The organism is Azospirillum palustre (assembly GCF_002573965.1).
GTDB classification, from domain to species: Bacteria; Pseudomonadota; Alphaproteobacteria; order Azospirillales; family Azospirillaceae; genus Azospirillum; species Azospirillum palustre.
Window position 1 is genome coordinate 562,152 of the sequence record NZ_PDKW01000042.1, and the last position, 24,774, is coordinate 586,925.

Annotated in this window: 17 protein-coding genes; 8 read left to right on the plus strand and 9 right to left on the minus strand. The window is 69.3% G+C overall.

The features are described 5' to 3' along the window. Window positions 1–142: 142 nt before the first annotated feature. The 9 genes from CRT60_RS36610 to CRT60_RS20145 form a co-directional block, all read right to left on the minus strand. Window positions 143–6,112 carry a hypothetical protein gene (locus CRT60_RS36610; protein WP_193548449.1) on the minus strand — a complete coding sequence of 1,990 codons (5,970 nt, stop codon included), beginning with the start codon at window positions 6,110–6,112 and terminating at the stop codon, window positions 143–145. 148 nt (window positions 6,113–6,260) lie between these two features. After that, window positions 6,261–7,304, minus strand: a complete 1,044-nt coding sequence (locus CRT60_RS20110; RefSeq protein WP_193548450.1) for an ABC transporter permease — start codon at window positions 7,302–7,304, stop codon at window positions 6,261–6,263. Further along, window positions 7,301–8,848: a sugar ABC transporter ATP-binding protein gene (locus CRT60_RS20115; protein ID WP_098738298.1), complete on the minus strand. Its 1,548-nt coding sequence runs from the start codon at window positions 8,846–8,848 to the stop codon at window positions 7,301–7,303. Before CRT60_RS20115 ends, CRT60_RS20110 begins: the two co-directional genes overlap by 4 nt. Before the next feature lie 66 nt (window positions 8,849–8,914). Then, window positions 8,915–9,991: a TMAO reductase system periplasmic protein TorT gene (gene torT, locus CRT60_RS20120; protein WP_098738299.1), complete on the minus strand. Its 1,077-nt coding sequence runs from the start codon at window positions 9,989–9,991 to the stop codon at window positions 8,915–8,917. 105 nt (window positions 9,992–10,096) lie between these two features. After that, on the minus strand, window positions 10,097–11,068 hold the full coding sequence (locus tag CRT60_RS20125) for a 5-oxoprolinase subunit C family protein (RefSeq protein WP_098738300.1): 972 nt from the start codon (window positions 11,066–11,068) through the stop codon (window positions 10,097–10,099). Next, window positions 11,058–11,933, minus strand: coding sequence for a 5-oxoprolinase subunit B family protein (locus CRT60_RS20130; protein ID WP_098738301.1), 876 nt, complete (start codon window positions 11,931–11,933; stop codon window positions 11,058–11,060). Before CRT60_RS20130 ends, CRT60_RS20125 begins: the two co-directional genes overlap by 11 nt. 9 nt (window positions 11,934–11,942) lie before the next feature. Then, a complete protein-coding gene (locus tag CRT60_RS20135; protein ID WP_098738302.1) occupies window positions 11,943–13,322 on the minus strand; it encodes an acetyl-CoA carboxylase biotin carboxylase subunit in 1,380 nt (459 codons plus the stop codon). 5 nt (window positions 13,323–13,327) lie between these two features. After that, entirely contained in the window at window positions 13,328–13,564 is a 237-nt protein-coding gene (locus tag CRT60_RS20140) for an acetyl-CoA carboxylase (protein ID WP_098738303.1), read from the minus strand. Window positions 13,565–13,666: 102 nt separating this feature from the next. After that, window positions 13,667–14,452: a 5-oxoprolinase subunit PxpA gene (locus tag CRT60_RS20145; protein ID WP_204562027.1), complete on the minus strand. Its 786-nt coding sequence runs from the start codon at window positions 14,450–14,452 to the stop codon at window positions 13,667–13,669. A 273-nt stretch (window positions 14,453–14,725) separates the two neighbouring features. Between CRT60_RS20145 and CRT60_RS20150 the strand changes: the two genes are divergently transcribed. From CRT60_RS20150 to CRT60_RS20185, 8 genes are all read left to right on the plus strand, one after another. Continuing rightward, window positions 14,726–15,637: a LysR family transcriptional regulator gene (locus tag CRT60_RS20150; RefSeq protein ID WP_098738305.1), complete on the plus strand. Its 912-nt coding sequence runs from the start codon at window positions 14,726–14,728 to the stop codon at window positions 15,635–15,637. Between the two features lie 139 nt (window positions 15,638–15,776). Continuing rightward, window positions 15,777–16,652: an AraC family transcriptional regulator gene (locus CRT60_RS20155; RefSeq protein WP_098738306.1), complete on the plus strand. Its 876-nt coding sequence runs from the start codon at window positions 15,777–15,779 to the stop codon at window positions 16,650–16,652. Window positions 16,653–16,759: 107 nt separating this feature from the next. After that, window positions 16,760–19,804, plus strand: a complete 3,045-nt coding sequence (locus CRT60_RS20160) for a xanthine dehydrogenase family protein molybdopterin-binding subunit (RefSeq protein ID WP_244592648.1) — start codon at window positions 16,760–16,762, stop codon at window positions 19,802–19,804. Beyond that, on the plus strand, window positions 19,801–20,637 hold the full coding sequence (locus CRT60_RS20165; protein WP_098738308.1) for an FAD binding domain-containing protein: 837 nt from the start codon (window positions 19,801–19,803) through the stop codon (window positions 20,635–20,637). Before CRT60_RS20160 ends, CRT60_RS20165 begins: the two co-directional genes overlap by 4 nt. Further along, window positions 20,625–21,155 (plus strand): (2Fe-2S)-binding protein, encoded by a 531-nt coding sequence (locus CRT60_RS20170; RefSeq protein WP_098738309.1) that lies wholly within the window; start codon window positions 20,625–20,627, stop codon window positions 21,153–21,155. The genes CRT60_RS20165 and CRT60_RS20170 overlap by 13 nt, the downstream gene beginning before the upstream one ends. Next, window positions 21,148–22,704, plus strand: coding sequence for an AMP-binding protein (locus tag CRT60_RS20175; protein ID WP_098738310.1), 1,557 nt, complete (start codon window positions 21,148–21,150; stop codon window positions 22,702–22,704). The genes CRT60_RS20170 and CRT60_RS20175 overlap by 8 nt, the downstream gene beginning before the upstream one ends. Before the next feature lie 29 nt (window positions 22,705–22,733). Next, on the plus strand, window positions 22,734–23,543 hold the full coding sequence (locus CRT60_RS20180; RefSeq protein ID WP_098738311.1) for an enoyl-CoA hydratase/isomerase family protein: 810 nt from the start codon (window positions 22,734–22,736) through the stop codon (window positions 23,541–23,543). Window positions 23,544–23,587: 44 nt separating this feature from the next. Next, window positions 23,588–24,772 (plus strand): ABC transporter substrate-binding protein, encoded by a 1,185-nt coding sequence (locus CRT60_RS20185; RefSeq protein WP_098738312.1) that lies wholly within the window; start codon window positions 23,588–23,590, stop codon window positions 24,770–24,772. Window positions 24,773–24,774 lie beyond the last annotated feature (2 nt).

Genomic DNA, 24,774 nt, shown 5'->3' on the forward strand with positions numbered 1-24,774 from the left:
CGCATGGGGGGGTCCTGGGGCTCGCCATCGACCAGAGCTTAGGGGCTTGCGACAATGGCGAACATAGCCGACAACCCTTATCGGGCTTTAAGACAAAACAGTGTTCAAATTCCTAATAAATCCTCTAAATCTGTCAGTTTCATTAGGATGTTGTGATGTGGTGCACGCTTTGTGTATCGGTGTTTTGTGAATGGTGCTGATCGAAGACGTGAGATGCCGCAGTCGAATCCGGCAAATGAGAGAAAACATCTTGCGGTACAACTGTACCTTCCGCAGGCAAGCCCAGGCCTGACGTCAGCAGAGCCGTGAAGTTGGTCCCCGATGGGACCGCCTGCGGCTGGACCTGAACCTGCGCGGCGGAGGCGGCCTTCACGTCGAAGGCGACGCCGGCCACCGCATGGCTGCTGCCGTCGGCCATCGTCATGCTGGTGGTGCCGAGGATGCGGCTGCCGGCCAGGCTGGCGTCGCTCGGGCTCGCGGTGGTGGCGATGGAGCGGATGCCGGCCTCCGCCAGTCCGCGCAACTCGGCCGCCTGGCTCACGCCGTCGCCGTTCACATCCTGCCAGACCTTCAGGGTGGCGAAGGCCTCGTCGGTCGCGTCCAAGCGGCCGTCATGGTTGCGGTCGAGGGAGGCGAGCGCCTCCAGGCTGCTGTTGAAGCCGCTGCCGAACTGTTCGGAGACCAGTTCGTGCGCATCGTCGATCCGCCCGTTGCCGTTGCTGTCCTGCACGAGAAGGGCGTTGCCGGCTCCGATCCAGCCGGTGCTGTCGGCGACGCCGTCGCCGGTCACGTCGAAATGGACGCCGTCGGACAGCGGACGCAGCGCCAGCCCGTGGCCGGTCATGTCCAGTACGATGGGATCGCTGGCGACCGTCGTCAGCTTGATGTTGTCGACGCGCAGGATCGGGTTGACGCTGTTGTCGCCGGTGTCGGAGGCGCCGAATCCCAGCGACAGGGTGCTGTTGGCCGCAACCACCACGCTGAAGCTGCCGCTGGCGCTCGCCTCCTTGGCCAGCAGCGTCACCACGCCATTGACGCTGACGAAGGCGAAGTCGTGGTACGAGGCGTTGTCGGTGAAGGTGAAGGACCAGTCGAAGGTCAGCGTCGTGTCCTGCGTCACCGTCACGGTCGTGCCGAGCTTCATCGCATGGCCGGCGGACGGCACCGTCCCGGTCGCGCTGGCGATGGAGCCGTGGGCAAGGCCGAGGAAATCCTCCAGCTGGGTCGGCGTCTGGCCGCTCGCCGAGGTGAGCGTCGCCTCATGGCCGTCGCCGGTCGAACCGACACTGGTGCCGCCGGTGTAGGTCCAGCCGGTCAGCCCGTGGTCGAAGGAGCCGTTCGGAATCAGCACGCCGGGGTGCAGCGTCACGCTGTCGGTCGCGGTGGAGAAGGCGCTGCCGGCGCTGGTGTCCATCGTCACCTTGCTGCCGGCGGTCCCGCTGGTCTGGTCCCAGGCATGGATGGTCAGGGCACCGCTGATGGTGCCGGGAACCGAGGCGTTGGGCTGGAAATAGAGCCGGTCGGTCGAGCGCAGCAGCAGGGCGGAATCGCTGTCGTTGACGGTGCCGACGAGGCTCCAGGTCGAACCGCCGTCGGTCGAGAACCACCAGTGCCCATAGGCCTCGTTGGTACCGACAAGGGCAATGCCGGTGACCGCACCGGTGTCGCCGTCGGTGACGTTCGCCGGGCCGCTGCCGTTCAGGCCGACCAGCGTCGACACGGCGATGCCCGCGGTTCCCGCCGTGGGGGCCGCGAGGGCCTCGGCCGCGACGGAAAGGGAGAGATCGGTGTCGGCCAGGACCGGGGAGGCGTTCGGCGGCGCCACCGTCACGGCGACGGACGCGCTGGCGGTCAGCGGCCCGCCGGCTCCGCCGCCGCCCTGGTCGTCGACCAGCACATGGATGCTGTCGGCCCCGGTGTAGGAGGTCGCGGTGTAGAGAAGCCCGTTGGTGGCGCCCAGCAGGCTGTTGATGGTGGCGAGCGTCGCCCGGATGGTGACGGTGTCCGTGCCGTTGCCGGTGATGACGGCGTCCGTCCCGCCATCGGCGAGCGTCAGCGTCCCGTGCCCGGCGGACAGGGTCACCAGCAGCGGGGTCAAGCCGGCATCGATGTCCGACACCGACAGGCCGGTGACCGCGACCGCCACGCCCTTCACCGTCGACAGCGCCGTGGTGCCGGCTGTGACTTCGGGAGCGTCGTTGACCGGCGTGACGCTGCCGGTCAGTGCGATGGTCTCGGCACTGTAGACCGTGCTGCCGCCGACGCCGTGAGTCAGGTCGACATGGCCGCCGGTGGCGGTGGTGCCGGCACCCTGTTCGATCAGCCGGACGGTCAGGGCCGGGGTGGTGCCGTTCCAGTCGGCCGATGGCACGAAACGGAGACGGTCGGCGGCGGCGACCACCAGGGCCGACCCTTCCGACACCGTGCCCACGGCCGCCCAGGCGGTGCCGGTCCAATATTGCCAGACGCCTTCCGTCGCGGTCGCCGCATTGCCGACGATGGCGATTCCGGCAAAGCCGTTGGCCGACGATCCTCCGGTCACGGCGTCGGCCGCGTCGGAGAACAGGCTGCCGAACAGGCTGGTGACGGTGGAACCGGCCGGATCGGCGGTGTCTTCCGCGATGGCCGGCAGGGTTGCCGCGATGCCGGTGGCGACCGGCGCGTCGTTGACGGCATCGACGCTGCCGGTCAGCGTGATTGTGCCGGCGCTGAAACGGCTGGTTCCGCCGCCCGCGGTCACGGTGACGTGCTCGCCGCTGGTGATCGCTCCCAGCGAATTGTCCACCAGCCGCACGGTCAGCGCCGGGGTGGTGCCGTTCCAGTCGGCGGCGGGCAGGAAGCGCAGGGCGGTGCCGGCGGCCAGCAGCAGGCCGTTGCCGGCGCTTGCCGCGCCGATGTCGGCCCAGCTGCTTCCGGTCCAGTACTGCCACAGTCCCTGCGTCGCCGTGGCGGCGTTGCCGACCACCAGCACCCCGGCGAAGGCGTTCGCCGTCGATCCGCCGGCCACGGCGTCGGTGGGGTCGGAGAACAGGCCGCCGAACAGGGTGGAAACGGTCGCCCCGGCGGGATTGGCGGCGTCCTCTGCGATGTGCGCCAGCGTCGCCGTCGTTCCGGTGGCGATCGGGGCGTCGTTGACGGCGGTCACCCGGGTGTCGAGCTGGATGGCCGACACGCTGTAGGGGGTGGTGCCGCCGACGCCGAGGTTCTTGAGATCCACGCGGTCGCCGCTGACGATGGCTCCTGCCGAATCGTCGACCAGACGCACCATCAGGCCGGGGGGCTGCCCGTTCCAGTTTGCGGTGGGAAGGAAGCGCAGCATCGTCTCGGCGGACAGCAGCAGCGCGTTGCCGTCCGACGCAGCACCGACGGCGACCCAGCTGCTTCCGTTCCAGTACTGCCATTCGCCCTGGGCGGAATTGCCGGGGTTGGCGACCACGGCGACACCCGCAAAGCCGTCGCCGGAGGCGCCGAACACCGCATCGCTCGGGTCCGAGAACAGTTTGCCGAACAGGGTCGTGACGGTGGCGCCGGCCGGGTTGCCGCTGTCCTCCGCCATGGCGTCCAGGACGGCCTGCACGCCGGTCGCCACCGGGGCGCCGTTGACGGAGGTGATGTCGATGGACAGCTTTGCCACGTCGGCGGACAGGGGCGTGGTGCCGCCGGTTCCGTCGAGCGTGAACAGCCGGTGCTCCGTGCCGCTGAACCCGCCGGTCCACTCGTTCCCGACGGCCCGCAGTTCGAGGGCGGGCGCCTGGCCGGAGGCGCCGGCCGCGGGCAGGAAGCGCAGCAGGGCATTGCCCGGCAGCACCAGTGCCGCCGTTTCGGCCACCGGACCAACCGCGCTCCAGCTGGTGCCGTCGACGCTGTACTGCCAGATGCCGAGTTGCGACCCTTGGTTCGCCACCACCGCGACGCCGACCACGCTGCTGCCGGTCTCGCCGGGGCGGAACATCGCTTCGATCAGGTGGAAGACGGTGAAGCCGGCGGGGGCGGCGGTTCCCTCGGCCATCGCCAGCGCCTTCGCCAGGGCCGCCGCGTCGAAGGATGCCGACAGGGTCGGCGCCGCGGCGTGGTGCTCGGCCGGGACGGTGGGGATGGCGGGCAATGTAGGCGTAACGGTCGGCGTGGTGGTGCCCGAGCTGTCGGACGTCGTGTTTTCGACGGCACGGACCACCGACTGCACGGCCCGCTGCTGGCTCTGCGCCGCGACGGCGAAGGCATCGCCGGTGCTCAGCGCCTTGGTCACCGAGGGGGCGGAAACGGCCGGCCGTGCGTCCGTCGATGCGGCGGAGTGGGCGGCGGTGTCGCTTGCGGTTGTTCCCTTGTCCGCCGTGCCGGGCAGATCGAAGCTGATGGCCTTGGGGGCGGCATCGCTCATCGCCGCCTGTTTTGCCGCCTGCGGGGAGGCGTCCGGTGCCGCCGGCTTTCCATCGGCGGACGCATCGGGCGCGGCCTTGTCGCCGGTGCTCTCCTTGGCGTCGGCCTTCGCATCGCCCTTGTCGCCCGCCTTATCGTCCGCCTTGGCGTCGCCCTTTCCGTCCTTTTCCTTTCCGCCGTCGTCCTTCGCCTGGGCATCCGCCACCTGTTCGGCGGCCTTGCCATCGGCGCTGTCGCTGTGCTGGGCCCCATCCTTGGCGGCCTGCTTGTTTTCGGCGGCCTCCTTGGGGGCTGCCGCCTTGTCGGGGTTGGCGAGGTCGGCAATCGCCTTGTCCTGCGCCGACACCGGGACTTCGCTGGCCTGGGTGTTCTGCTGGACGGTGTCGGCGGCCTGACGGGCCGCAGCCAGCGCCTGCCCGGCGGGCCGTCCCTCCGCCAGGGCCTGCCCGAGCGCCGCGCTGAAGGCCGCGCCGGAGCCGCCGAGGGCCTGAACGGCCTGCTGGACATTCTGTCCGCTGGCGAGAGCCGTGACGAGCGGATCGGCCTTCACCCCCTTCGCCGTCTCGGCCGACAGGGACGATGCCGCGGCGACGTCCTGGCGTGCCGTGCCCAGGGCGCCGGACGGCTCATGGCCCGTGGACAGGGCGCTGCCCAGGGCCTGCCCGAATCCGCCGGCCGCGGTCGGGTCGATGCCGGCGGCCGAGGCGAAGGACTTGACGGTCTCGCCGACATTGCGGCCTGAGGCGAGCGACGCCACCAGCGCGTCGGCCGGCTTGGGCGGCACGACGGCTGCGTTCTGGCTGGCGGTCATTTCGGTCTGCGCCCTGACCGACGCGGCGAGGGCGGCATCCGGCGATCCCCCCTGCGTCAGGGCATCGTTGAGGACGCTGGCGAAGGCGGCCCCGTTCGTGGCCCCGTTCGCGGCGGTGTGCGCCTCGGCGCTGCCGGAGGCCAGGGCGGCGAGCATGCGGGCGCCGTCGGACTGCCCGACCGTGGTGGAATGGGCCAGGGCCTCGCTGCTGGCACTCGTTTCCTTCGCCGCGGTCACGGCGGCGGTGGAGTCGGCGCCACTGGACAGGGCGCGTTCCAGCGTGTCGGCGAAGTGGCCGTTCTGTCCGGCCCCCACCGCCTTCACCGCCTCCTGAACGCCGGAACCCGAGGCCAGGGCGGCGCTCAGCTGCTCGGCCGGGGAAAGCGGTGCCGCCGCCGGTGTGACCGTAGGGGATGGCGGCGAATTCAGGGCCTGCGACAGGGCAGCAATCGGGTCGGCCGCACCCGCCGGCCGGGCGAGCGGGTCCATCACCCCGTTGAACAGGGCGGCGGACAGGTCGGATGCCGCGCCCTTTGCGGCCAGCGCGTCCGTTCCGTGTCCCTGTCCTTGCGCCAAGGCGGTGGCGACACGCTGCTCGCCGGTCAGCGAGGCCGCTTCCTGCGTTGCCTGGGCCATCCGCGCGGCGGCACCGGCGGCGATCCGGTTCGCCTGGGCAATGGCCGCATCCGGCGTCGCCTGCGCGCCGAGCCCGGCGGTGAAGTCGTGCATCCAGCCATCGACCAGCGTGCCCGCCGATGCCTCCGGCAAGCCCTGTCCGGCCAGCGCCGCCGCCATCTTCCCCTGAACGGCCTTCAACGCGCCGGGATCGCCGCTCAGCATCACCGCCGCGGCTTCCGAAGCGAGCGCGTCGGGAATGGTCAGGAGCGGGGCGGACGGGGCGTCGGCCTTCAGGGTGTCAGGCATCTGGGACCTTTCGCCGACGCTGCATTTGCTTGTGGCAACTGCGATAACACAGCAATTCACTGAAGAAAATCTAAACGCTCCGATAACAGTTTGGATACTGAAGTGGTTTTTCTGCGGAAGCGGCCGGCAACCTGCCGGGCAACGTCGCTCAGGCGGTCATCATCATGCGATAGCGGATCTGGTCGAAGATCACCGCCAGGATCAGCAGCCCGCCGAGGAGCACCATCTGCAGATAGGACCCGATCTGGGCGAGGTTCATGCCGTTCTGTACCAGCACGATGAAGAAGGCGCCCAGCACCACGGTCTCGACCCGGCCGATGCCGCCGCGCAGCGACACGCCGGCGATCACGCAGGCGGCGATGGACTCCAGGGCCAGCGTCCCGCCGAGATTGGCCTCGCCCGATTCCACCCGGGCGGTCAGCAGCAGGCCGGTCAGCGCCGCGATCAGGGCACACAGCACATAGGCCACGACCAGCGTCCGGCCGGTGTGGATGGCCGACAACTTCGCCGCCTTGATGTTGCCGCCGACGGCATAGAGATGGGCGCCGGTGCGGGTGCGCGTCATGACCACCCAGGCGATGGCGACGGCCACGGCGGCGACCAGCACCGGCACCGGAATGCCCAGCCAGCGGCCGAAGCCGAACAGGTCGGCGAACTCGGCCGGCAGCCCGGACACCGGGACGCCGCCGGTCAGGAACAGCGACCCGCCGGCCGCCACCGAGCTGACGCCCAGCGTCATGATGAAGGGCGAGACGCCGAACAGGGCGACGCCGGCCCCGTTCGCCAGACCGACCAGCGCCGCCACCGCGAAACCGGCCAGCGCGCCGAGCGCGATCACCAGGACCGGAGCATCCGGAAAGATCTGGCCGAGGGCCGCCATCGCCAGCGCCGATACGACGGAGGTGAGGGCGACCGTCGCCCCGACCGCCAGATCGAAGCCCCCGGTGATCAGCACCATCATCTGCCCCAGCGACACCAGGACCAGATAGACCGACTGGCGCATCACGTTGACGAGGTTTTCGGCGGTCAGGAAGCGGTCGGATGCAAGCGCGAAGACGATCAGCGCCACAGCCAGGAAGAAGGGCAGCACGCCCAGCCGGATGAACAGCGCCCGCCCGGCCATGCGCAGCCGGACGGTGGCGGGGACGGGAGCGGTGCCGGACGGCGGGGAGGCGGCGGAGGTGGCGCTCATGCGGGCAGTCTCGCTTCTTGGTCGATGTCGGGTACCGGAGGGGCGGAGGCCGATGGAACGGGGTCGAAGAAATGGGCGAGGATGGCCGCCTCGCCGATGGCGTCGCCCTCCAGTTCGGCGGCGATGCGGCCATGGGCGAAGACTGCCAAGCGGTGGGCGAGGTTCATCGCCTCCGGCAGGTCGGAGGAGATCACCACCACCGCCTTGCCGGCCTCCGCCAGCTCGCGGATCAGCCGGTAGATGGCGGCGCGGGCGCCCATGTCGACGCCGACGGTCGGTTCGTCGAAGATGTAGAGGTCGTAGTCGCGGCCGAGCGCGCGGCCGAACAGCGCCTTCTGCTGGTTGCCGCCGGACAGCTGGCCGGCCGCCCGGCCGCGATAGGCGACCGGAAGCTCGACCCGTTCGGCGGTCGCCTCGCACCGCCTGCGGATGCGCTGCCAGGGCAGCAGGCCGAAGCGGCTCGGCGTGCCGGCCAGCTCCCCTTGCGCCAGGTTGTCCCGCGTGCTGAAGGCCAGCTGGAGCCCCTCGGTCTTGCGGTCGGGCGGCACATAGCAGAGGCCGGCGCGCATCAGGTCGCGGGTCGACGCACCCGTAACGTCGCGTCCCCGCACCGTCACCCGGCCGGCCTGGATCGGCAGCAGGCCCATCAATGCCCGGAAGCTGCGCGATTTGCCGGAGCCGACGAGGCCGGCCACGCCCAGCACCTCGCCGGTGCGGACCTCCAGATCGACGCCATGGACACCCCAGGCGTGCAGTCCTTCCGTCCGCAGCAGGACCTCGCCGGGATTGCGGGCGATGGACGGGTAGATTTCGGCGATGGCGCGGCCGGCCATCATCTCCAGCAGGGCCGCCTCGCTGGTGTCGGCCATCGCCACGGTGCCGATCCGACGGCCGTCGCGCAGCACGGTGACACGGTCGGCGATGCGAGCGAACTCCTGCATCCGGTGCGAGATGTAGACGATGCCGACGCCGCGGGCCTTCATGCGGGCGATCACCGCGAACAGATGATCGACCTCGCGGTCGGTCAGCGAGGCCGTCGGCTCGTCGAGGATCAGGATGCCGACCTCGCCGTGCAATGCCTTGGCGATCTCGACCATCTGCTGCTCGGCGCGGCTCAGCGTGGCGACTAGCCTCCTGGGGTCGATGGCGAAATCGAGGTCGGCGAACAGGGCGGCGGCTTTGCGCCGCATCGCCCGGCGGTCGAGAAACGGGCCTTTGCGCGGCTCGTCGCCCAGGAACAGGTTCTCCGCCACCGTCAGGGTCGGGACCAGCGAGAATTCCTGAAAGACGGCGGAGATGCCGGCGGCGCGGGCGTCGGCGACGCCGGTGAAGCGGACATGATGGCCGCGCACCAGAATCTCGCCCTCGCTGGGGGCGGACACGCCGGCCAGCAGCGAGATCAGGGTCGATTTGCCGGCGCCGTTCTCCCCGAACAGCACATGCACCTCACCGGCGCGCAGATCGAAATCGACGCGATCCAGCGCGGTGACGCCGGGATAGCGCTTGGTCAGGGCAACGGTCCTGATCAGGACGGGAGGGGACATGCGCGTGCTCCGGATGGAATGCCGCCCATGCGGACCGTCGGGCCCGTCCGCATGGGGGCTGGGAGGTCACTTCACGCTGAAAACGGGAGCGAAATTGTCCGGCGGCAGGATGGTGTCGCGGGACACCGTGCCGACATTGCCCTTGTCGACGACGAAGATCTTCGGGCCGACATGGCGGACCAGATCGGTCTTCTCCAGCGCGCGCACCGCCTGATCGATGGCGATCCGGCCCTGGATGACCATGGAATCGGCCGGTGCCGCCTGGATGAAGCCGCGCTTGATGCCCTGATAGACGCCGGGTGTCATGTAGAAGGCGATCAGCCCGACCTTGTCGCTCAGGCCGCGTTCGCGCAGCAGCCCCTGCGCTGCCTCGGCGGTCACCGCGGTGCCGGCGACATATTTGATGTCCGGCGTCGCTTGCAGCACGTCCTCCACCAGCCGCAGCTGCGCCTCCTTGCCGGTGTCGCCATAGCGCGGTTCCAGCACCTGCACGGCGGAGCCGGCCACCGCCTCCATGAAGCCCTTGTTGGCTGCCTCGACCCAGCCGGCGCCGGCCGGGCCGGGGAACCAGCCGACCTTCACCGGCGGGCTGCCCGCCGGATGCCTGGCGGCAAGATAGCGGCCGGCCTCGGCCCCCATGGTGTGGAAGGAGACCAACGACTTTGCGGTGAGCGCCGGGGACGAGATGCCGTTGATGACGTCGATGACCGGGATGTTCTTCTTCGCCAACTCCGCGACCAGATTGTTCAGCCCGTCGAAGCTGATGGCGCCGATCACCACGGCGTTGGCGCCGCGGGCGACGCAGTCCTCGATCTGGCTGATCTGCTTGTTCAGCTCGGTGTAGCCGCCGGCCTCCACCACATTGACCTTCACGCCCAGCCGCTTGGCCTCCTCGACCACGCCATAATCGACGCCCAGCCAATAGGCGTCCTTCATGTGCGGGAAGGACACGCAGATGTCCCATTTCTTCGCGGCCTTCGGCAGCGGGCTGTAGGAGATGTCCTTCGGCTGGCCGTCGGCGGAGAAGGCCGGCGTCACCTCCACCGCCGGATAGGGGAACCACTCGGCGGCTGACGCCGGCAGGGCGGCAAGGCTGCTTCCAAGGACTGTGGCGGCGACAAGAGCGCGAGCGAGGGCGTTCATGCGAGGGGGCTCCACGGCATGGGATGGGACGGACGGGGGATGTTTTTAAAAGAGCTATAAAAGAGCTTGGGGGGAGGCGGCGGGCCGCTGCCGCCTCCCGGCCGGTCAGGCGAGGGCGTCGCGCAGCAAACCCAGCCGCCGGGCCTCGTCGGCGCGGGCGGCCAGCGCCTGTTCCATGTCGATTTTGACGAAGCGCACGCCGGTGTGGGGCTGCATCTGGCCGATCAGGTCCATGTCGGCGGAGATCACCGCACCCAGCGTGAAATAGCCGCCGCCCGACACGGCGTCGCGGTGCAGGACGATGGGCTCCGTACCGCCCGGCACCTGGATCGAGCCGTAGGGGTAGCAGGCATCGACGATGTTCGACGGGTTGGAGCCGGCGCCGAAGGGCTGTTCGCGCGGTTCGAAGCTGAAGGGGCGGCCGCCGCGGAACCGGTAGCCCATGCGGTCGGCCTCCGGCGCCACCTTCCAGCTGTCCTCGAAGAAGTTGCGCCCGGCCTCCTCGGTGATGAGACGCCAGTAGAGGCCGGGCAGAACGCGCAGCTCTGCACTCATGCCCACCGTGCGGCGCAGCGCCTCGGGAACCTCTGTGCCGTGGCGGAACGCCCCCGACCTGCCCAGCGGAACCATGTCGCCCGCCGCGAGCGCCCGGCCGTGATAGCCGCCGAGCGCGCCGATGATGTAGGTGGAGCGGCTGCCCAGCGCCGGAGGCGTATCGATGCCGCCGGAGATCGCGATGTAGGCGCGGGCGCCGCCCTTCAGATAGTCGAAGGACAGCACCTGTCCGGCGCGCACCGGGAAGGCGGTCCAGGCCGGATGCGGCTCGCCATCGACGCGGGCGGGCAGGTCGGCGCCGGTGACGGCGACGGTGGCGTCCACCTCGAACTCCAGCTGCGGCCCCATGAAGACCGCCTCCAGCGCGGCGGCTCCTTCCGGGTTGCCGACCAGCAGGTTGGCGGCGCGGAGCGCATAGCGGTCCATGGCGCCCGACATCGGGATGCCGAGATGGAAATAGCCGGGCCGGCCGAGATCCTGGACGGTGGTCAGCAGGCCGGGGTTGAGAACCTTAAACGCCATGGAGGGTCTCCATCAGCCGCTGGTTGGTGCCGTCGATGTCGGCATTGAAGCCGTCGAGGTCGAAGGTGACCTTGCGGATGCGCGGTTCGTAGCGGTTGGCCGCGACGTCGGCGGTGATGGCGTCGTATTCCTCGTGGTCGATCGGCTTCCATTTCACGATGTCGCCGGGGCGGAAGAACACCATGAAGTCGCGCAGGTAGGAAACCTTCTGGGTCGGGTCGTAGATCGGCATCGGCGTGATGCCGAACATCTGGTAGCCGCCGGCGCCGCGCACCGAATAGACGCAGCCGAAGCAGCCGCCATGGCCGATGGTGTGCTTCGGCGTGTCGGTGCGCGGGCGCAGGTATTTCGGCACCTGGATTTGCCGCGACCGCTCGACCAGCTGGTAGAGGAAGGGCAGTCCGGCGACGAATCCCACCATCGACACGAACCAGGGCGAGGCGTGGTGGGCGTGGATGAACTGTTCCACCGTGTCGTAGCCGTTCACCCGTGCCGCATAGTCCAGATCGGTGCTCTGCGGATCCTGGTGCCGTTCGCGGAAGCGCATCAGCGTTTCGGTGGTCCAGGGATCGCGGTAATAGACCGGCACTTCGACGATCCGGGTCTCCAGCCGCTTCTCCGCCCGGTCCGCCGCCTGTTCCAGCGCCCGCAGCCGGCCCATCAGGTCGTCGGGAGCGATGCGGTCGGGATCGAACTTGACCTGAAAGCTGCCGTTGGCCGGGCAGATCTCCGTGACGCCCTCGATATAGGCGGAGCGGAGCGCGTTGGTGATCGACATGCTCTTGAAGAAAGCTTCGAGCGACATCTCCTCGTCCATTTCGACAAAGATGTGCTCGTCGCCACCGTAGGAATAGCGGGTCTGCATCCGGTGCTCCTATTGCGCGGCCTTCTGGGACGTGAAAGCGGGGTTCCCGGCCAGCCAGCCTTCCAGGAACCGGGTGTGCGCCTTGCCCGCCCGGACATCCGGATCGGCGGCCAGCGCCTTGTGCAGCGGGACGGTGGTCTTCAGCCCGGTGACGGTGAAGCCCTCCAGCGCCGCGGCGAGGCGGTCGATGGCCTCGGCCCTGGTGGCGCCGTGCACGATCAGCTTGCCGAGCAGGGAGTCGTAGAAGGGCGGGACCGTGTAGCCCTCATAGATCATCCCATCGAAGCGGATTGCCGGGTCGGTCGGCACGGACAGCCGTTCGACGGTTCCGGGGCAGGGCATGAAGCCTGCGGCCGGATCCTCGGCATTGATGCGAACCTCGATGGCGTGGCCGGTCCGCGTCACCCGGTCCTGGGTGACGGGCAGCGGTTCGCCCCCGGCGATGCGGACCATCGCCGCAACCAGATCGATGCCGGTGATCATCTCGGTCACCGGATGCTCGACCTGGATGCGGGTGTTCATCTCGATGAAGTAGAAGGCGCCCGACGGCTCGTCGTAGAGATATTCCAGCGTGCCGGCGCCGCGGTAGCCGACGCTTTCGGCCAGCGCCACCGCCGACGCGCAGATCCTGGCGCGGGTGGCCTCGTCGAGGCATGCGGCCGGCGCCTCCTCCCACACCTTCTGGCGGCGGCGCTGAAGCGAGCATTCGCGCTCGAAGCAATGGATCGCCCGCTCGCCGTCGCCGAGGATCTGCACCTCGATGTGGCGGGCGTTTTCGATGACCCGCTCCAGATAGAGGCCGCCGTCGCCGAAGGCGGCCTGGGCCTCCGACTGCGCCTGCGGGGCGAGGCGGCGCAGCTCGTCCGGTGTCTCGGCGATGCGGATGCCGCGCCCGCCGCCGCCTGCCGCCGCCTTGATCATCACCGGGTAGCCGATGGTTTCGGCGGCGGCGAGTGCGGCGTCGATGTCGGCGACGCGGCCCTGCGACCCCGGCACCACCGGCACCCCGGCGGCGATGGCGGCCTCGCGGGCGGCGGCCTTGTCGCCCATGCGGCGGATGGTTTCGCCCGCCGGCCCGACGAAGACCATGCCGAAGCTTTCCACCATGTCGGCGAATTCGGCATTCTCGGCCAGGAAGCCGTAGCCGGGATGGACGGCGTCGCAGCCTGCCGTCCGCGCCGCGGCCACCAGCCCCGCCGCATCGAGATAGGAGTGGCGGGCGGCCGGGCGGCCGACGCAGACGGACTTGTCGGCAAGCTTGACCGCCAGCATCTCGCGGTCGGCCTCGGAATAGGCCTGGACCGTCTCGATCCCCAGGCTCTTGGCGGCGCGGATGATCCGCACCGCGATCTCGCCCCGGTTGGCGACGAACAGGCGGCGGATCGTCATCGGGGTCAGCCTTCCAGCTCGACGAGGACGGCGCCGGCCATCACCGGTTCCTCGTCCTCGACCGCGAAGCTCAGGATGGTTCCGCCGACGTCCGCCCGGATCTCGTTGAAGCTCTTCATCACCTCGACGAGACCGATGACGTCGCCCGGTTCCACCCGGTCGCCGATTTCCTTGAAGGGCGGCTGGCCGGGAGCGGGGCGCCGGTAGAAGGAGCCGGGCAGGGGGGAACGGATCTCGGGCATCGAATCAATCCTTCTTCAACGGGCCGCCTGGGGCGAGGGGGAGAAATCAGGAAATGTCGGCGAGCTGTGGTGGGCGAGCTGTCTGGTCGGCAGGAATGGAGATCAGCGGGTTTGGGGGTGCAGGTCGGCGGCGGCGACGATGCGCAGCCCGTCCTTCAGCAGGCCGTCGCGCACCGCGGCTCCGATGGCGAGCGCGCCCGGCGTGTCGGAGTGGAAGCAGATGGAGTCGAAGGCGATGTCGATGTCGTCGCCCTCCACCGTCCGCACCTTGCCGTCGCGGCAGGCGCGGACGCATTTGTCGGCGACCTCCGCCGGATCGAGCGGGCGCATGCGGCGGGCGAAGACGATGGAGCCGCTGCGGTCGTAATCGCGGTCGGCGTAGAATTCGCGGATGACCGGCAGGCCGGCCGCCTCGGCGACGGCGCAGGTCTTCGACACGTCCATGCAGAACAGCAGCGTGTCGGGGCTCGACTTCAGCAGCGCCTCGACCATCAGGCGCGACAGCGTCTCGTCCTTCGCCGCTTCCATGTAAAGGGCGCCGTGCGGCTTGACGTGTTGCAGCCGGGTGCCGTGGCGGCGGGCGAATTCGCGCAGCGCGCCGACCTGATAGAGGATGTCGTTCACCAGCTCCTCGGGCTTGGCCTGGATGACGCGGCGGCCGAAGCCCTGGAGATCGCGGTAACCGGGATGGGCGCCCAGCGCCACGCCGCGCTCGACGCCCAGCCGGACCACGCGGTCCATCAGGTTGGGATCGCCGGCATGGAAGCCGGTGGCGACATTGGCCGAGCTGATGAGGTCCATCAGCGCATCGTCGGAGGCCTCGCCGAGCGTCCACTGGCCGTACCCCTCGCCGAGGTCACAGTTGAGATCGACCATTGTACGAGCCAACGCCTTACTCCCTTGCTTCGCGGAACCGGGGGCGTCGAGCCCCAGGACTGAGTCCGCGGAATGGCTGCCTTGCCATATGAGCGTATGTTGTTTCCGACCCTTTGCAATTTCTAATTTTTGAGATTGCTTTATCTGTTTTTCCGATGTCAAAATCCGCCTGTAAATCAGGCATTTCCGCAGAATTCTGCCAAAATCGAGTCCGCAAAGCCTGTGCAGGATTTAGGCATGTTCTGATTTCTCAATATCCATTCACGCCAAATTCCGGGGTTCGGCATGCTGAATTTCCGTCATGTGAAATATTTCGTCGCCACCGCCAATCTCGGGCAGGTGTCGCGTGCGGCGCGCGAGTTGTCGATTTCCCAGTCGGCGATCACCTCCGCCATCAAGGAACTGGAGGCCGAGATCGGCGGGCGGCTGTTCGTCCGCACCGCGCAGGGCATGGAACTGACCGACACCGGCCGCCGCTTCCTGGCTGCCAGCCATCGCATCATGGCGAGCGTGGAGGAGGCGCTGCACCCCGCCGACACGGCGGAGGAGGTGGCCGGCAGCCTGACCATCGGCGCCAGCTATACGGTGCTGGGATATTTCCTGCCGCAGCATCTGGAGCGGCTGGAACGGCGCTACCCCAACCTGCGCATCCACATCCACGAGCTGACGCGCGAGATGATCGAGGACAATCTGATCACCGGCCGGCTCGACATGGCGGTGGTCCTGACCTCCAACATCAGCAACCCGGAACTGACGACCGAAACGCTGATCGGAAGCCAGCGGCGCCTGTGGGTGCCGGCCGGGCACCGGCTGCTCGACCTCGATTCCGTGGGGTTGCAGGATGTCGCCGAGCACCCCTACATCATGCTGACCGTGGACGAGGCCGCCCATTGGACGACGCGCTATTGGAGCGCCTCGCCCTTCCGTCCCAATGTCCGGCTGCGGACCTCGTCGATCGAGGCAGTGCGCTCCACCGTGGCCAACGGCCAGGGGGTGACGATCCTGTCCGACATGGTCTACCGGCCATGGTCGCTGGAGGGCCGGCGCATCGAAACGATCATCATGCGCGAGCGGGTTCCGGCGATGGATGTCGGCCTCGCCTGGCGACAGGGGGTCGAGCTGACGCCGGCCATGCGCCTGTTCCGCACGCATTTCAGCGACGTCTACCAAACGCCGCAAAGCCGCATGCCGCGGTGACCGGCCGCTCCGGCGGAAGCAGGGTTGCGCCCGCATGGAACTGGTAAAGGGGATCGCCGACGATTAGCTTGTAAAGCAAACCATTGAAGAGCATCCCGGCGGCCGTTTGCCGCCGATGGGCAGGAAGGGACCGGAAGCCATGTCGAAAGCGATGCGCATCCATCAGGGAAGCTTCGGCCGCGTCGCCCTGTTGGACATGGACAGTGCGCTGATCCACCACGCGCATCCCCATTGCCATGTGCTGATCAAGGCATCCGGCGCCGACACCCGCTTTGCCGTCGGGGAACAGCTCTATCCGCTGCGCGACGACACCGCGGTGCTGGTGAACAGCTGGGAGGCCCATTCCTATGCTCATCAGCCGGGCGCCCCGCGCACCGTGATCCTGGCGCTGTATATCGAGCCGCGCTGGCTCGGTGCGATGCAGCGGGAACTCAATGCCAGCGGCAACCCCGGCTTCTTCGCGCAATCCTGCGGCGAGCTGACGCCCTACATCCGCCGGCTGGCCGACCGCATGGCGGCGGAACTGCTCTATGACGACCCGTCGGGCGAGCGGATGGAGGAGGCGCTGTTCGACCTGATGATCGCCATCATCGACCGCTTCTCCGAATGGCGGACGCTCGGCGGGACACGCTACGCCGCGCCGATGGCCGGCGATTTCCGCATCCGTCAGGCCATCCTGTTCATGCGGGGAACCCTGGGCGAGGAGTTCGACGCCGCCCGTGTCGCCGCCGCCGCCGGCCTGTCGCGCGCCCACATGTTCCGGCTGTTCCAGCAGACGATGGCGATCACCCCGGCGCTCTATTTCAACGTGCTGCGGATGGAGGCGGCCATTGACGCCATGGCCGCTGGGCTGGAGAGCGCCACCGAGGTGTCCGGCCGGCTCGGCTTTTCCGCCCCCAGCCATTTCAGCCGCTTCTTCCGCAACCACCAGGGCGTGACGCCCACCGAATACCGCCGGGTCGTCAATCTGGTGGACCGGCCCGGCGGGGGGCGGCCGGAAGCCGGGCATGCATGATAATGAGACGTGCATAAAAATGAGACGCTAGGGTAAATCGCGACACTCCACGGTAAAAGCTTCGTTTGGCAAACGGTCTAGTCTCCTCCGGTAACGGGAGGATGACGATGACGGCCACGCAGACCGCCGCTCACACCATTGACAGCGAAGGCGTTTCGCCGCCGCCGCCGCCGGCCGCGGTGCCGTTCGTCGGCCGCGCGATGCCGCGGGTGGAGGACGCAGCACTCCTGACCGGCGTCGCCCGCTATGCCGACGATTTGCCGGTGAAGCCCGGCACCCTGCACGCCGCGATCCTGCGCTCGCCGCACGCCCACGCCGACCTGCTGGACATCGACTTTGCCGCCGCGCTGGCGGTTCCCGGCGTCGCCGCCGTGGTGACCGGGGCCGACGCCAAGCGCCTTGCCAGCGCCTTCCTGGTCGGCATCCGCGCGCCGATGGAGCATTGGTGCCTCGCCATCGACCGCGTGCGCCATGTCGGCGAACCGGTGGCGGTGGTGCTGGCCGACAGCCGCTATGTCGCGGAGGACGCGCTCGACCGGATCGAGGTGCGCTATCGCCCGCTGCCGCCGGTGACCTCGATTGCCCAGGCATTGGAGAAAGAGTCGGAGCCGCTGCATCCGGCGGTGGGCTCCAACCTCGTCAACAGCCGCAGCTTCCGCTATGGCGACCCCGAGGCCGCTTTCGCCCGTGCCGCCCATGCCGTGTCGGTCGAGGTCGAGTATCCCCGAAACTCCTGCACACCGATGGAGTGCTTCGTCGTCCTGGCCGACTACGATGCGGCCGAGGATGCGTACGAGGTGCTGTCGAACTTCTCCGGTCCCTTCGCCGTCCATCCGGTGATGGCGCGCGCGCTGAACGTGCCGGGATCGCGGTTGCGGCTGAAGACGCCGCCCCATTCCGGCGGCAGCTTCGGCAACAAGCAGGCGGTGTTCCCCCATGTCGTGCTGATGGGGCTGTGCGCCCGCGTCGCCGGCCGGCCGGTGAAATGGGTGGAGGACCGGCTGGAGCATCTGATGGCCGCCACCTCCGCCACCGCGCGCCGCATGCGCATCGAGGCGGCGGTGGAGCCGGACGGCCGGGTGCTGGCGCTGCGGATGGAGCAGACCGAGGATTGCGGCGCCTATCTGCGGGCGCCGGAACCGGCCTCGCTCTACCGCAACCATGGCAACCTGACCGGCGCCTACGACATCCCGAACCTGACGGTGACCAACCGCATCGTCGTCACCAACAAGACGCCGACCGGCCTCAACCGCGGCTTCGGCGGCGGGCAGCTCTATTACGGGCTGGAGCGGCTGATGAACCGGGTGGCGGCGGAGCTTGGGCTGGACCCGCTCGATGTCATCCGCCGCAATCTGGTGGCGGCCGACGCCATGCCCTACCGCACGGCGTCGGGCGGGATGCTCGACAGCGGCGACTACCGCGCGACGCTGGAGCAGGCGGTGCACGAGGGGGCGCTCGACGCGCTGAAGGCCCGGCGCGACGCGCTGCGGGCGGAGGGGCGGCTCTACGGCATCGGCTATGCCGCGGTGGTCGAGCCGTCGATCTCCAACATGGGCTACATCACCACCGTGCTGACCGCCGATGAACGGCGCAAGGCCGGGCCGAAGAACGGCGCGCAGGCGACCGCCAGCGTCGCCGTCGATCCCACCGGCGGCGTGTCGGTGACGGTGGCCTCCGCTCCCCAGGGGCAGGGGCACCGCACCGTGCTGGCCCAGGTGGTGGCCGACGTCTTCGGCCTGCGCTTCGAGGACATCCGCGTCAACACCGACCTCGACACCGGCAAGGACGCCTGGTCGATCGCGTCGGGCAACTATTCCAGTCGCTTTGCCGGGGCGGTGGCGGGCGCGGCCCAGGTGGCGGCAACCCAGCTGCGCGGCCGCATGGCGACGTTGGTCGCCGGACAATTGAACTGCCGGGCGGAGGATGTGCGCTTCGCCGGTGGCAAGGTCTTCTCCGACGCCAACCCAGACAACGGCCTGTCCTTCTCCCGTGTCGCCGCCGCCGGCCACTGGGCGCCGGGAACGCTGCCCGACGGGCAGGAGGCGGCGCTGCGTGAGACCGCCTTCTGGACGCCGGAGCCGCTGAAGGCGCCGACCGATGCCGACCACATCAACAGCTCCGCCTGCTACGGCTTCATCTTCGATTTCTGCGGGGTCGAGATCGACCGGACGACGGGGGCGGTGCGGATCGACCGCTACGTCACCATGCACGACGCCGGCCGGCTGCTGAATCCGCTGCTGGTGGAGGGTCAGATCCTCGGCGGCTTCGCCCATGCCGTCGGCACCGCGCTCTACGAGGAGTACGCCTATGGCGACGATGGCCGGTTCCTGTCCGGCACCTTCGCCGACTATCTGGTGCCGACCGCCTGCGAGGTTCCGGTTCCCGTCATCCTCCATCGCGAAAGCCCGTCGCCGGTGACGCCGCTCGGTGCCAAGGGGGTGGGGGAGGGGAATTGCATGAGCACCCCGGTCTGCCTTGCCAATGCGGTGGCGGACGCGCTGTCCGCCGACGGCCTGAACGAGGTGCCGTCCCTGCCGATCACCCCGGCCAAGCTGGCGGCGTTGATCCATTCGCCGGAGCCGCCGCGCCCGGCCTCCGCCCCCGGTTCCGGGGAAGTTCCGCTGGCTGCCGTGAAGGGTGGGCGCGGCCTGACCGCGGAGGGCAGCCGCGAGGTGCCGGCGACGCCGGAACAGGTCTGGGCCATCCTGCTCGACCCCAGGGAATTGGCGGCACTGCTGCCCGGCTGCGAGGCGCTGGACCTCGTCGGCCCCAACGCCTACCGGGCGGAGGTGGTGGTCGGAATCGGACCGGTGAGGGGACGCTACACCGCCGAGGTGGCGCTGTCCGACCTCGATCCGCCCAGCGCGCTGACCCTGACCGGCAGCGGCACCAGCGCGCTCGGGTCGGGCAGCGGCACCGGGCATGTGACGCTGGAGCGCACCGCCACCGGCACGCGTGTCACCTACCGCTACAGCGCGTCGGTCGGCGGCAAGGTCGCCGCGGTCGGCGGGCGGATGCTCGACAGCGCGTCGCGCCTGCTGATCGGCCAGTTCTTCGAAAAGCTGGTCGCCCGCGCCGGTGGCGCCGAGGTGCCCGCCGACTCTCCCTCGCTTCTGACGCGCCTGCTGCGTCTTCTGGGGTTTGACCGATGAAGCCCGCACCCTTCGACTATCTGCGGCCGGCGACGGTCGCCGAGGCGCTGGCGGCGCTGGCGGCCGGAGGCGACGACGCCCGTGTGATCGCCGGCGGCCAGTCGCTGATGCCGATGCTGAACATGCGGCTGGTCCAGCCGCGCCTGCTGATCGACCTCGGCCGGCTGGAGGAGCTGCGCACGCTGCGGGCCGGGGATGGCTGGCTGACCGTCGGCGCCGCCGTCACCCAGGCCGAGGTGCTGGCCCGCCCGACCCTGGCGCGCGATGTGCCGCTGCTGGCCGCCGCCCTGCCGTGGGTCGGCCATTTCCAGACCCGCAACCGCGGCACGCTCTGCGGGTCGGTCGCCCATGCCGATCCCAGCGCCGAGACGCCGCTCTGTCTGGTCGCCACCGGCGGCGAGGTGGTGCTGCGCAACGTGAAGCGCCGCCGCACAATCGCCGCCGCCGATTTCTTCCTGGGGCCGCTGACCACGGTGAAGGCGGCGGACGAGATCGTCGAAAGCATCCGCTTTCCGCTCGCCCGCCCCGGCAGCGGCCATGCCTTCCGCGAGCAGTCGATGCGGCACGGCGATTTCGCCATCGCCGCCTGCGCCGCCACGGTGGACGGGGAGCGCGCCAGCCTTGCCGTCGGCGGGGTGGCGGACCGGCCGACCATGCGCTCCTGGCCGCTGGTCGAGGGCGGGCTGCCGCCGGATCTCGACGAGGCGCTGAACGGCTTCGCCTGGGACCTCGGCGGCGACGACGACCAGCACGCCACCGCCCGCTACCGCCGCGACCTCGTCCGCCGGATCGGCCGAACCGTCCTTGAAGAGGCCCTGTCATGCCGCCGCTGAAATCCACATCCGCGCTGACGGCGGAGGCGCGCCACGCCGTCTCCATCGTCCTGAACGGCACGCCGCGCACCGGCCATGCCCATCCGCGCCTGCTGCTGAGCGATTTCCTGCGCCACGAGCTGGGCGCCCACGGCACCCGCGTCGGCTGCGAGCACGGCGTCTGCGGCGCCTGCACCGTCCGCATCGACGGCGTGGCGGTCCGCGCCTGCCTGACGCTGGCGGTGCAGGCCGACGGCCGGCGCATCGACACCGTCGAAGGCCTGTCGCAGGCCAACGAGGGGCGGATGACCGCGCTGCAGGAGGCCTTTCGGCGGCATCACGCCCTGCAATGCGGCTTCTGCACCGCCGGCATCCTGATGTCGCTGACCGATTACCTGGACCGCAATCCCAAGCCAACCGAAGAGGAGCTACGCGACATGCTGAGCGGCCATCTTTGCCGCTGCACCGGCTATGCCGGCATCGTCCGCGCCGTGATGGATGTCACCGGCCAGACAGTGAGGGAGGTCGCCCATGTTTGACCTCGGCCGCAGCATCCTGGCCAGCGCGGAGCGCAGCCCGGACGCGCTCGCCATCGTCGACGGCGACCTGCGGCTGACCTACGCGCAGTGGCTGGAACGCATCCGCCGGCTGGTCGGCGCCTTCGACCGGCTGGCCCTGCGCCCCGGCGACCGCATCGCCACCGCGTTGCAGAACAATTGGGAGATGGCGACCATCCATTGGGCCTGCCAGCTGGCCGGCATCGCCGTGGTGCCGCTGAACTGGCGGGTGAAGCCCGACGAGCTGGATTACTGCCTGCCCGACGCCGAGGTGCGCGTCCTGTTCTATCAGGACGTGTCGGCCGACGCCGTCCGGACCTCCGCCGCGGCGCGGGCGCTGCCCCGCATCGCGGTCGGCAATCCGGTCGATCCCGGAGACCGCCGCTTCGCCGACCTGCTGGACGGCGATCCGGCTGCGGCACAGCCGCGCGCCACGGCGGAACATGTCTCGCTGTTCCTCTACACCTCCGGCACCACCGGCAGGCCCAAGGGCGTGCCGCGCCGCCACCGGACGGAGCGTGCCGCCGCCGTCGCCCATGTCGCCCAGAACTGCTACCGCCGGGGCGAACGGACGCTGGGCGTCATGCCGCTCTACCACACGATGGGGGTGCGCTCGCTGCTGGCGATGGCGCTGGTGGACGGCTGCTTCGTCTGCCTGCCCCGTTTCGACACGGCCCGGGCGCTCGACCTGATTGCGGCGGAGCGGCTGAGCTGCCTCTATCTGGTGCCGACGCTCTATCACGACCTGCTGGCCGACCCGAAATTCGCGCACACCGACGTGTCGTCGGTGCGCAAGCTGGGCTTCGCCGGGGCGTCGATGACGGATGGCCTGCTGAAGCGGCTGGACGCCGCCTTCCGGCCCGAGCTGTTCGTCAACCATTACGGCTCGTCCGAGATCTACACCTTCACCATCGACCAGAACGCGCCGGCCAAGCCGGGGTCGGCCGGCAAGGCGGCGCTGAACCAGCGCATCCGCATCGTCCGCCTCGGCAGCTTCGATCCCGGCGAGCGTGCCGCCGCCGGGGAGGAAGGCCAGATCGCCGCCGACCTGTCGGGCGACGAGTCCTTCGAAGGCTACTGGAAGCGGCCGGACGCCGACGCCAAGGCGCTGCATGCCGGCTGGTACTTCACCGGCGACATCGGCTTCCTCGACGGCGACGGCGACCTCTTCGTCACCGGCCGGGTCGACGACATGATCATCACCGGCGGCGAGAACGTCTCGCCGGTCGAGATCGAGAGCGTGCTGTCCCTGCATGACGGCGTGCTGGAGGTGGCGGTCGCCGGCCTGCCCGACGAACGCTGGGGCCAGCGGGTCGTTGCCTTCGTCAAGCGCACCCGCGGCGTCGAGGCGAAGGATCTCGACGACCATTGCCGCACCTCCGGCCTCGCCAACTTCAAGCGCCCGCGCGAGTACGTCTTCCTCGACGAAATCCCGAAATCGCCGGTCGGCAAGATCCTGCGCCGCAAGCTGCAGGCCGGCGAGTTCGCCCTTGAGAACGGCCCGGCCGAGCACAGCCCGACCCTGTCCTGAATTCAGTCTTCATCCATGGAGTTTCGACCGTGACCCCCTATCGTTTCGACAGCACCGACCGCCTGCTCGCCGACCTCGACGGCTTCCGCGTGGAGATCGACGAGGCGAAGGAGCGCGCCGACATCGTGCTGCACCGTCCGCCCTTCAACATCGTCAGCATGCTCCAGCGCGACCAGTTCGCCGCCGTGTTCAAGGTGCTGGACCGCGACCCCATGGTGCGGGTGATCGTGCTGCGCGCCGAGGGCGAGAACTTCTCGTCCGGCGGCAACATCGCCGGCTTCATGGAGAAGTCGGCGGAGCATGTGTCGGAACTGGCGGTCAACATCGCCGCCCCGGAACGCTGCCGCAAGCCGGTGATCGCCCAGGTCCGCGGCTATTGCTTCGGCGTCGGCTTCGAGCTGTCGCTGGCCTGCGATTTCCGTATCGCGTCGGAGACCGCGCAGTTCGCCCTGCCGGAGATGCGCATCGGCATGATCCCCGGTTCCGGCGGTTCCGCCCGCCTGCTGCACATGATCGGCATCTGCCGGACCAAGGACATGGTGATGCGGGCCAGGCGCATTTCCGGCCGGCAGGCCGCCGACTGGGGCTTCGTCACCGAGTGCGTCGCCGACGCCGAACTGGAAGCGACGGTCGCCGCCCTGGTGGACGAACTGCGCGGCTTCTCGCCTCTCGCCCAGCGCACCATCAAGGGCGTGCTGAACAGCGGCAACAACGTCTCGGTCAACGGCGCCATCGAGATCGAGGGGCAGGCCTACGGGCGCCTGCGCGGCTCCGAGGACTTCAAGGAAGGCGTCGCCTCCTTCCACGAGAAGCGCAAGCCGGTCTTCACGGGCGTCTGAACGATGCTTCCAAGCATGGGCAAAACAGGGAGGAACCAAAAATCATGACCAAGACCACGCTTCTCGGCACCGCCGCGCTCTTCCTGCTCGGGCTCGGCGGGGTCGCGTCCGCCGCCGATCCGATCCGCATCGGGGTGGTGACCCCGCTGTCGGGCACCTACGCGCCGATCGGCCAGCAGGTCCGCTGGGGCCTGGAACTCGCGACCAAGGAGGTCAACGCCGCCGGCGGCATCCTCGGCCGTCAGGTCGAACTGCTGTTCGAGGACGAGGAGGCCAACCCCGCCGTCGCCACCCAGAAGGCGGAGAAGCTGTTCCAGGTCAACAAGGTCGATTTCCTGACCGGCACCGTCAATTCCGGCTCCACCCTGGCGGTCGGCCAGCTTGCCGAGCGCAACGGCCGGCTGATCGCCACCACCGTCTCCTTCTCCGACGCCATCACCACCGACAAATGCTCGCCCAACGTCTTCCGGGTGAACGCACGGGCAGGGCAGCAATCGGCGGCGCTGGCGGAATGGCTGGCCAAGGACAAGCCGAAGGCCAAGGTCTATTATCTCGGCCCCGACTACGAGATGGGCCGCTCCACCGTCGCGGCCTTCAAGCAGGCGGCGGAGAAGACCGGCGCGCAATCGACCGGCGAGGTCTTCGCCCCGCTCGGCAGCAAGGATTACTCGCAGTATTTCGGCCAGCTCCGCGCCGCGCGGCCCAGCGTGCTCTACACATCGACCGCCGGCAACGACACCGTCCGGCTACTGACGCAGATGAGCGAATACGGGCTGCTGCGCAACCTGACCATCGTCGGCGCGTCGGGCACCGTCACCGCCCAGAACATCGGCGCCATCGGCAAGGCGGCCGACGGCTTCGTCACCGGCGTCGGCTATTCCGCCGAACTCGCCACGCCGGAGAACAAGGCGTTCGTCGCCGCCTTCCGCAAGGCCTACGACACCGCGCCCGACCTCTATGGCGCCGACAGCTACGGCCTGATCGGGTTCTTCAAGGCCGCCGTGGAGAAGGCCGGAAGCACCGACACCGATGCGCTGCGCAAGGCGATGGAAGGGCTGAGCTGGTCGACGCCGCAGGGCACCAAGACCATGCGGGCCGGCGACCATCAGGCGATCCAGGACATGTATGCCGTGCGCATCGCGGCGGACGGCAGCGGCAACCGCTTCGACGTGGTCGGCACCGTGCCGGGCGACGCCGCCATCGGGCCGGACCAGTGCACCCGCTTCTGAGG

Bases quoted from the DNA above. Each gene is read 5' to 3' on its own strand.
- CRT60_RS20155 (WP_098738306.1), top strand. From the start codon at position 15,777: ATGTCGAAAGCGATGCGCATCCATCAGGGAAGCTTCGGCCGCGTCGCC.
- CRT60_RS20150 (WP_098738305.1), top strand. From the start codon at position 14,726: ATGCTGAATTTCCGTCATGTGAAATATTTCGTCGCCACCGCCAATCTC.
- CRT60_RS20140 (WP_098738303.1), bottom strand. From the start codon at position 13,564: ATGCCCGAGATCCGTTCCCCCCTGCCCGGCTCCTTCTACCGGCGCCCC.
- CRT60_RS20115 (WP_098738298.1), bottom strand. From the start codon at position 8,848: ATGTCCCCTCCCGTCCTGATCAGGACCGTTGCCCTGACCAAGCGCTAT.
- CRT60_RS20125 (WP_098738300.1), bottom strand. From the start codon at position 11,068: ATGGCGTTTAAGGTTCTCAACCCCGGCCTGCTGACCACCGTCCAGGAT.
- CRT60_RS20165 (WP_098738308.1), top strand. From the start codon at position 19,801: ATGAAGCCCGCACCCTTCGACTATCTGCGGCCGGCGACGGTCGCCGAG.
- CRT60_RS20110 (WP_193548450.1), bottom strand. From the start codon at position 7,304: ATGAGCGCCACCTCCGCCGCCTCCCCGCCGTCCGGCACCGCTCCCGTC.
- CRT60_RS36610 (WP_193548449.1), bottom strand. From the start codon at position 6,112: ATGCCTGACACCCTGAAGGCCGACGCCCCGTCCGCCCCGCTCCTGACC.
- CRT60_RS20135 (WP_098738302.1), bottom strand. From the start codon at position 13,322: ATGACGATCCGCCGCCTGTTCGTCGCCAACCGGGGCGAGATCGCGGTG.
- CRT60_RS20160 (WP_244592648.1), top strand. From the start codon at position 16,760: ATGACGGCCACGCAGACCGCCGCTCACACCATTGACAGCGAAGGCGTT.
- torT (WP_098738299.1), bottom strand. From the start codon at position 9,991: ATGAACGCCCTCGCTCGCGCTCTTGTCGCCGCCACAGTCCTTGGAAGC.
- CRT60_RS20175 (WP_098738310.1), top strand. From the start codon at position 21,148: ATGTTTGACCTCGGCCGCAGCATCCTGGCCAGCGCGGAGCGCAGCCCG.
- CRT60_RS20130 (WP_098738301.1), bottom strand. From the start codon at position 11,933: ATGCAGACCCGCTATTCCTACGGTGGCGACGAGCACATCTTTGTCGAA.
- CRT60_RS20185 (WP_098738312.1), top strand. From the start codon at position 23,588: ATGACCAAGACCACGCTTCTCGGCACCGCCGCGCTCTTCCTGCTCGGG.
- CRT60_RS20170 (WP_098738309.1), top strand. From the start codon at position 20,625: ATGCCGCCGCTGAAATCCACATCCGCGCTGACGGCGGAGGCGCGCCAC.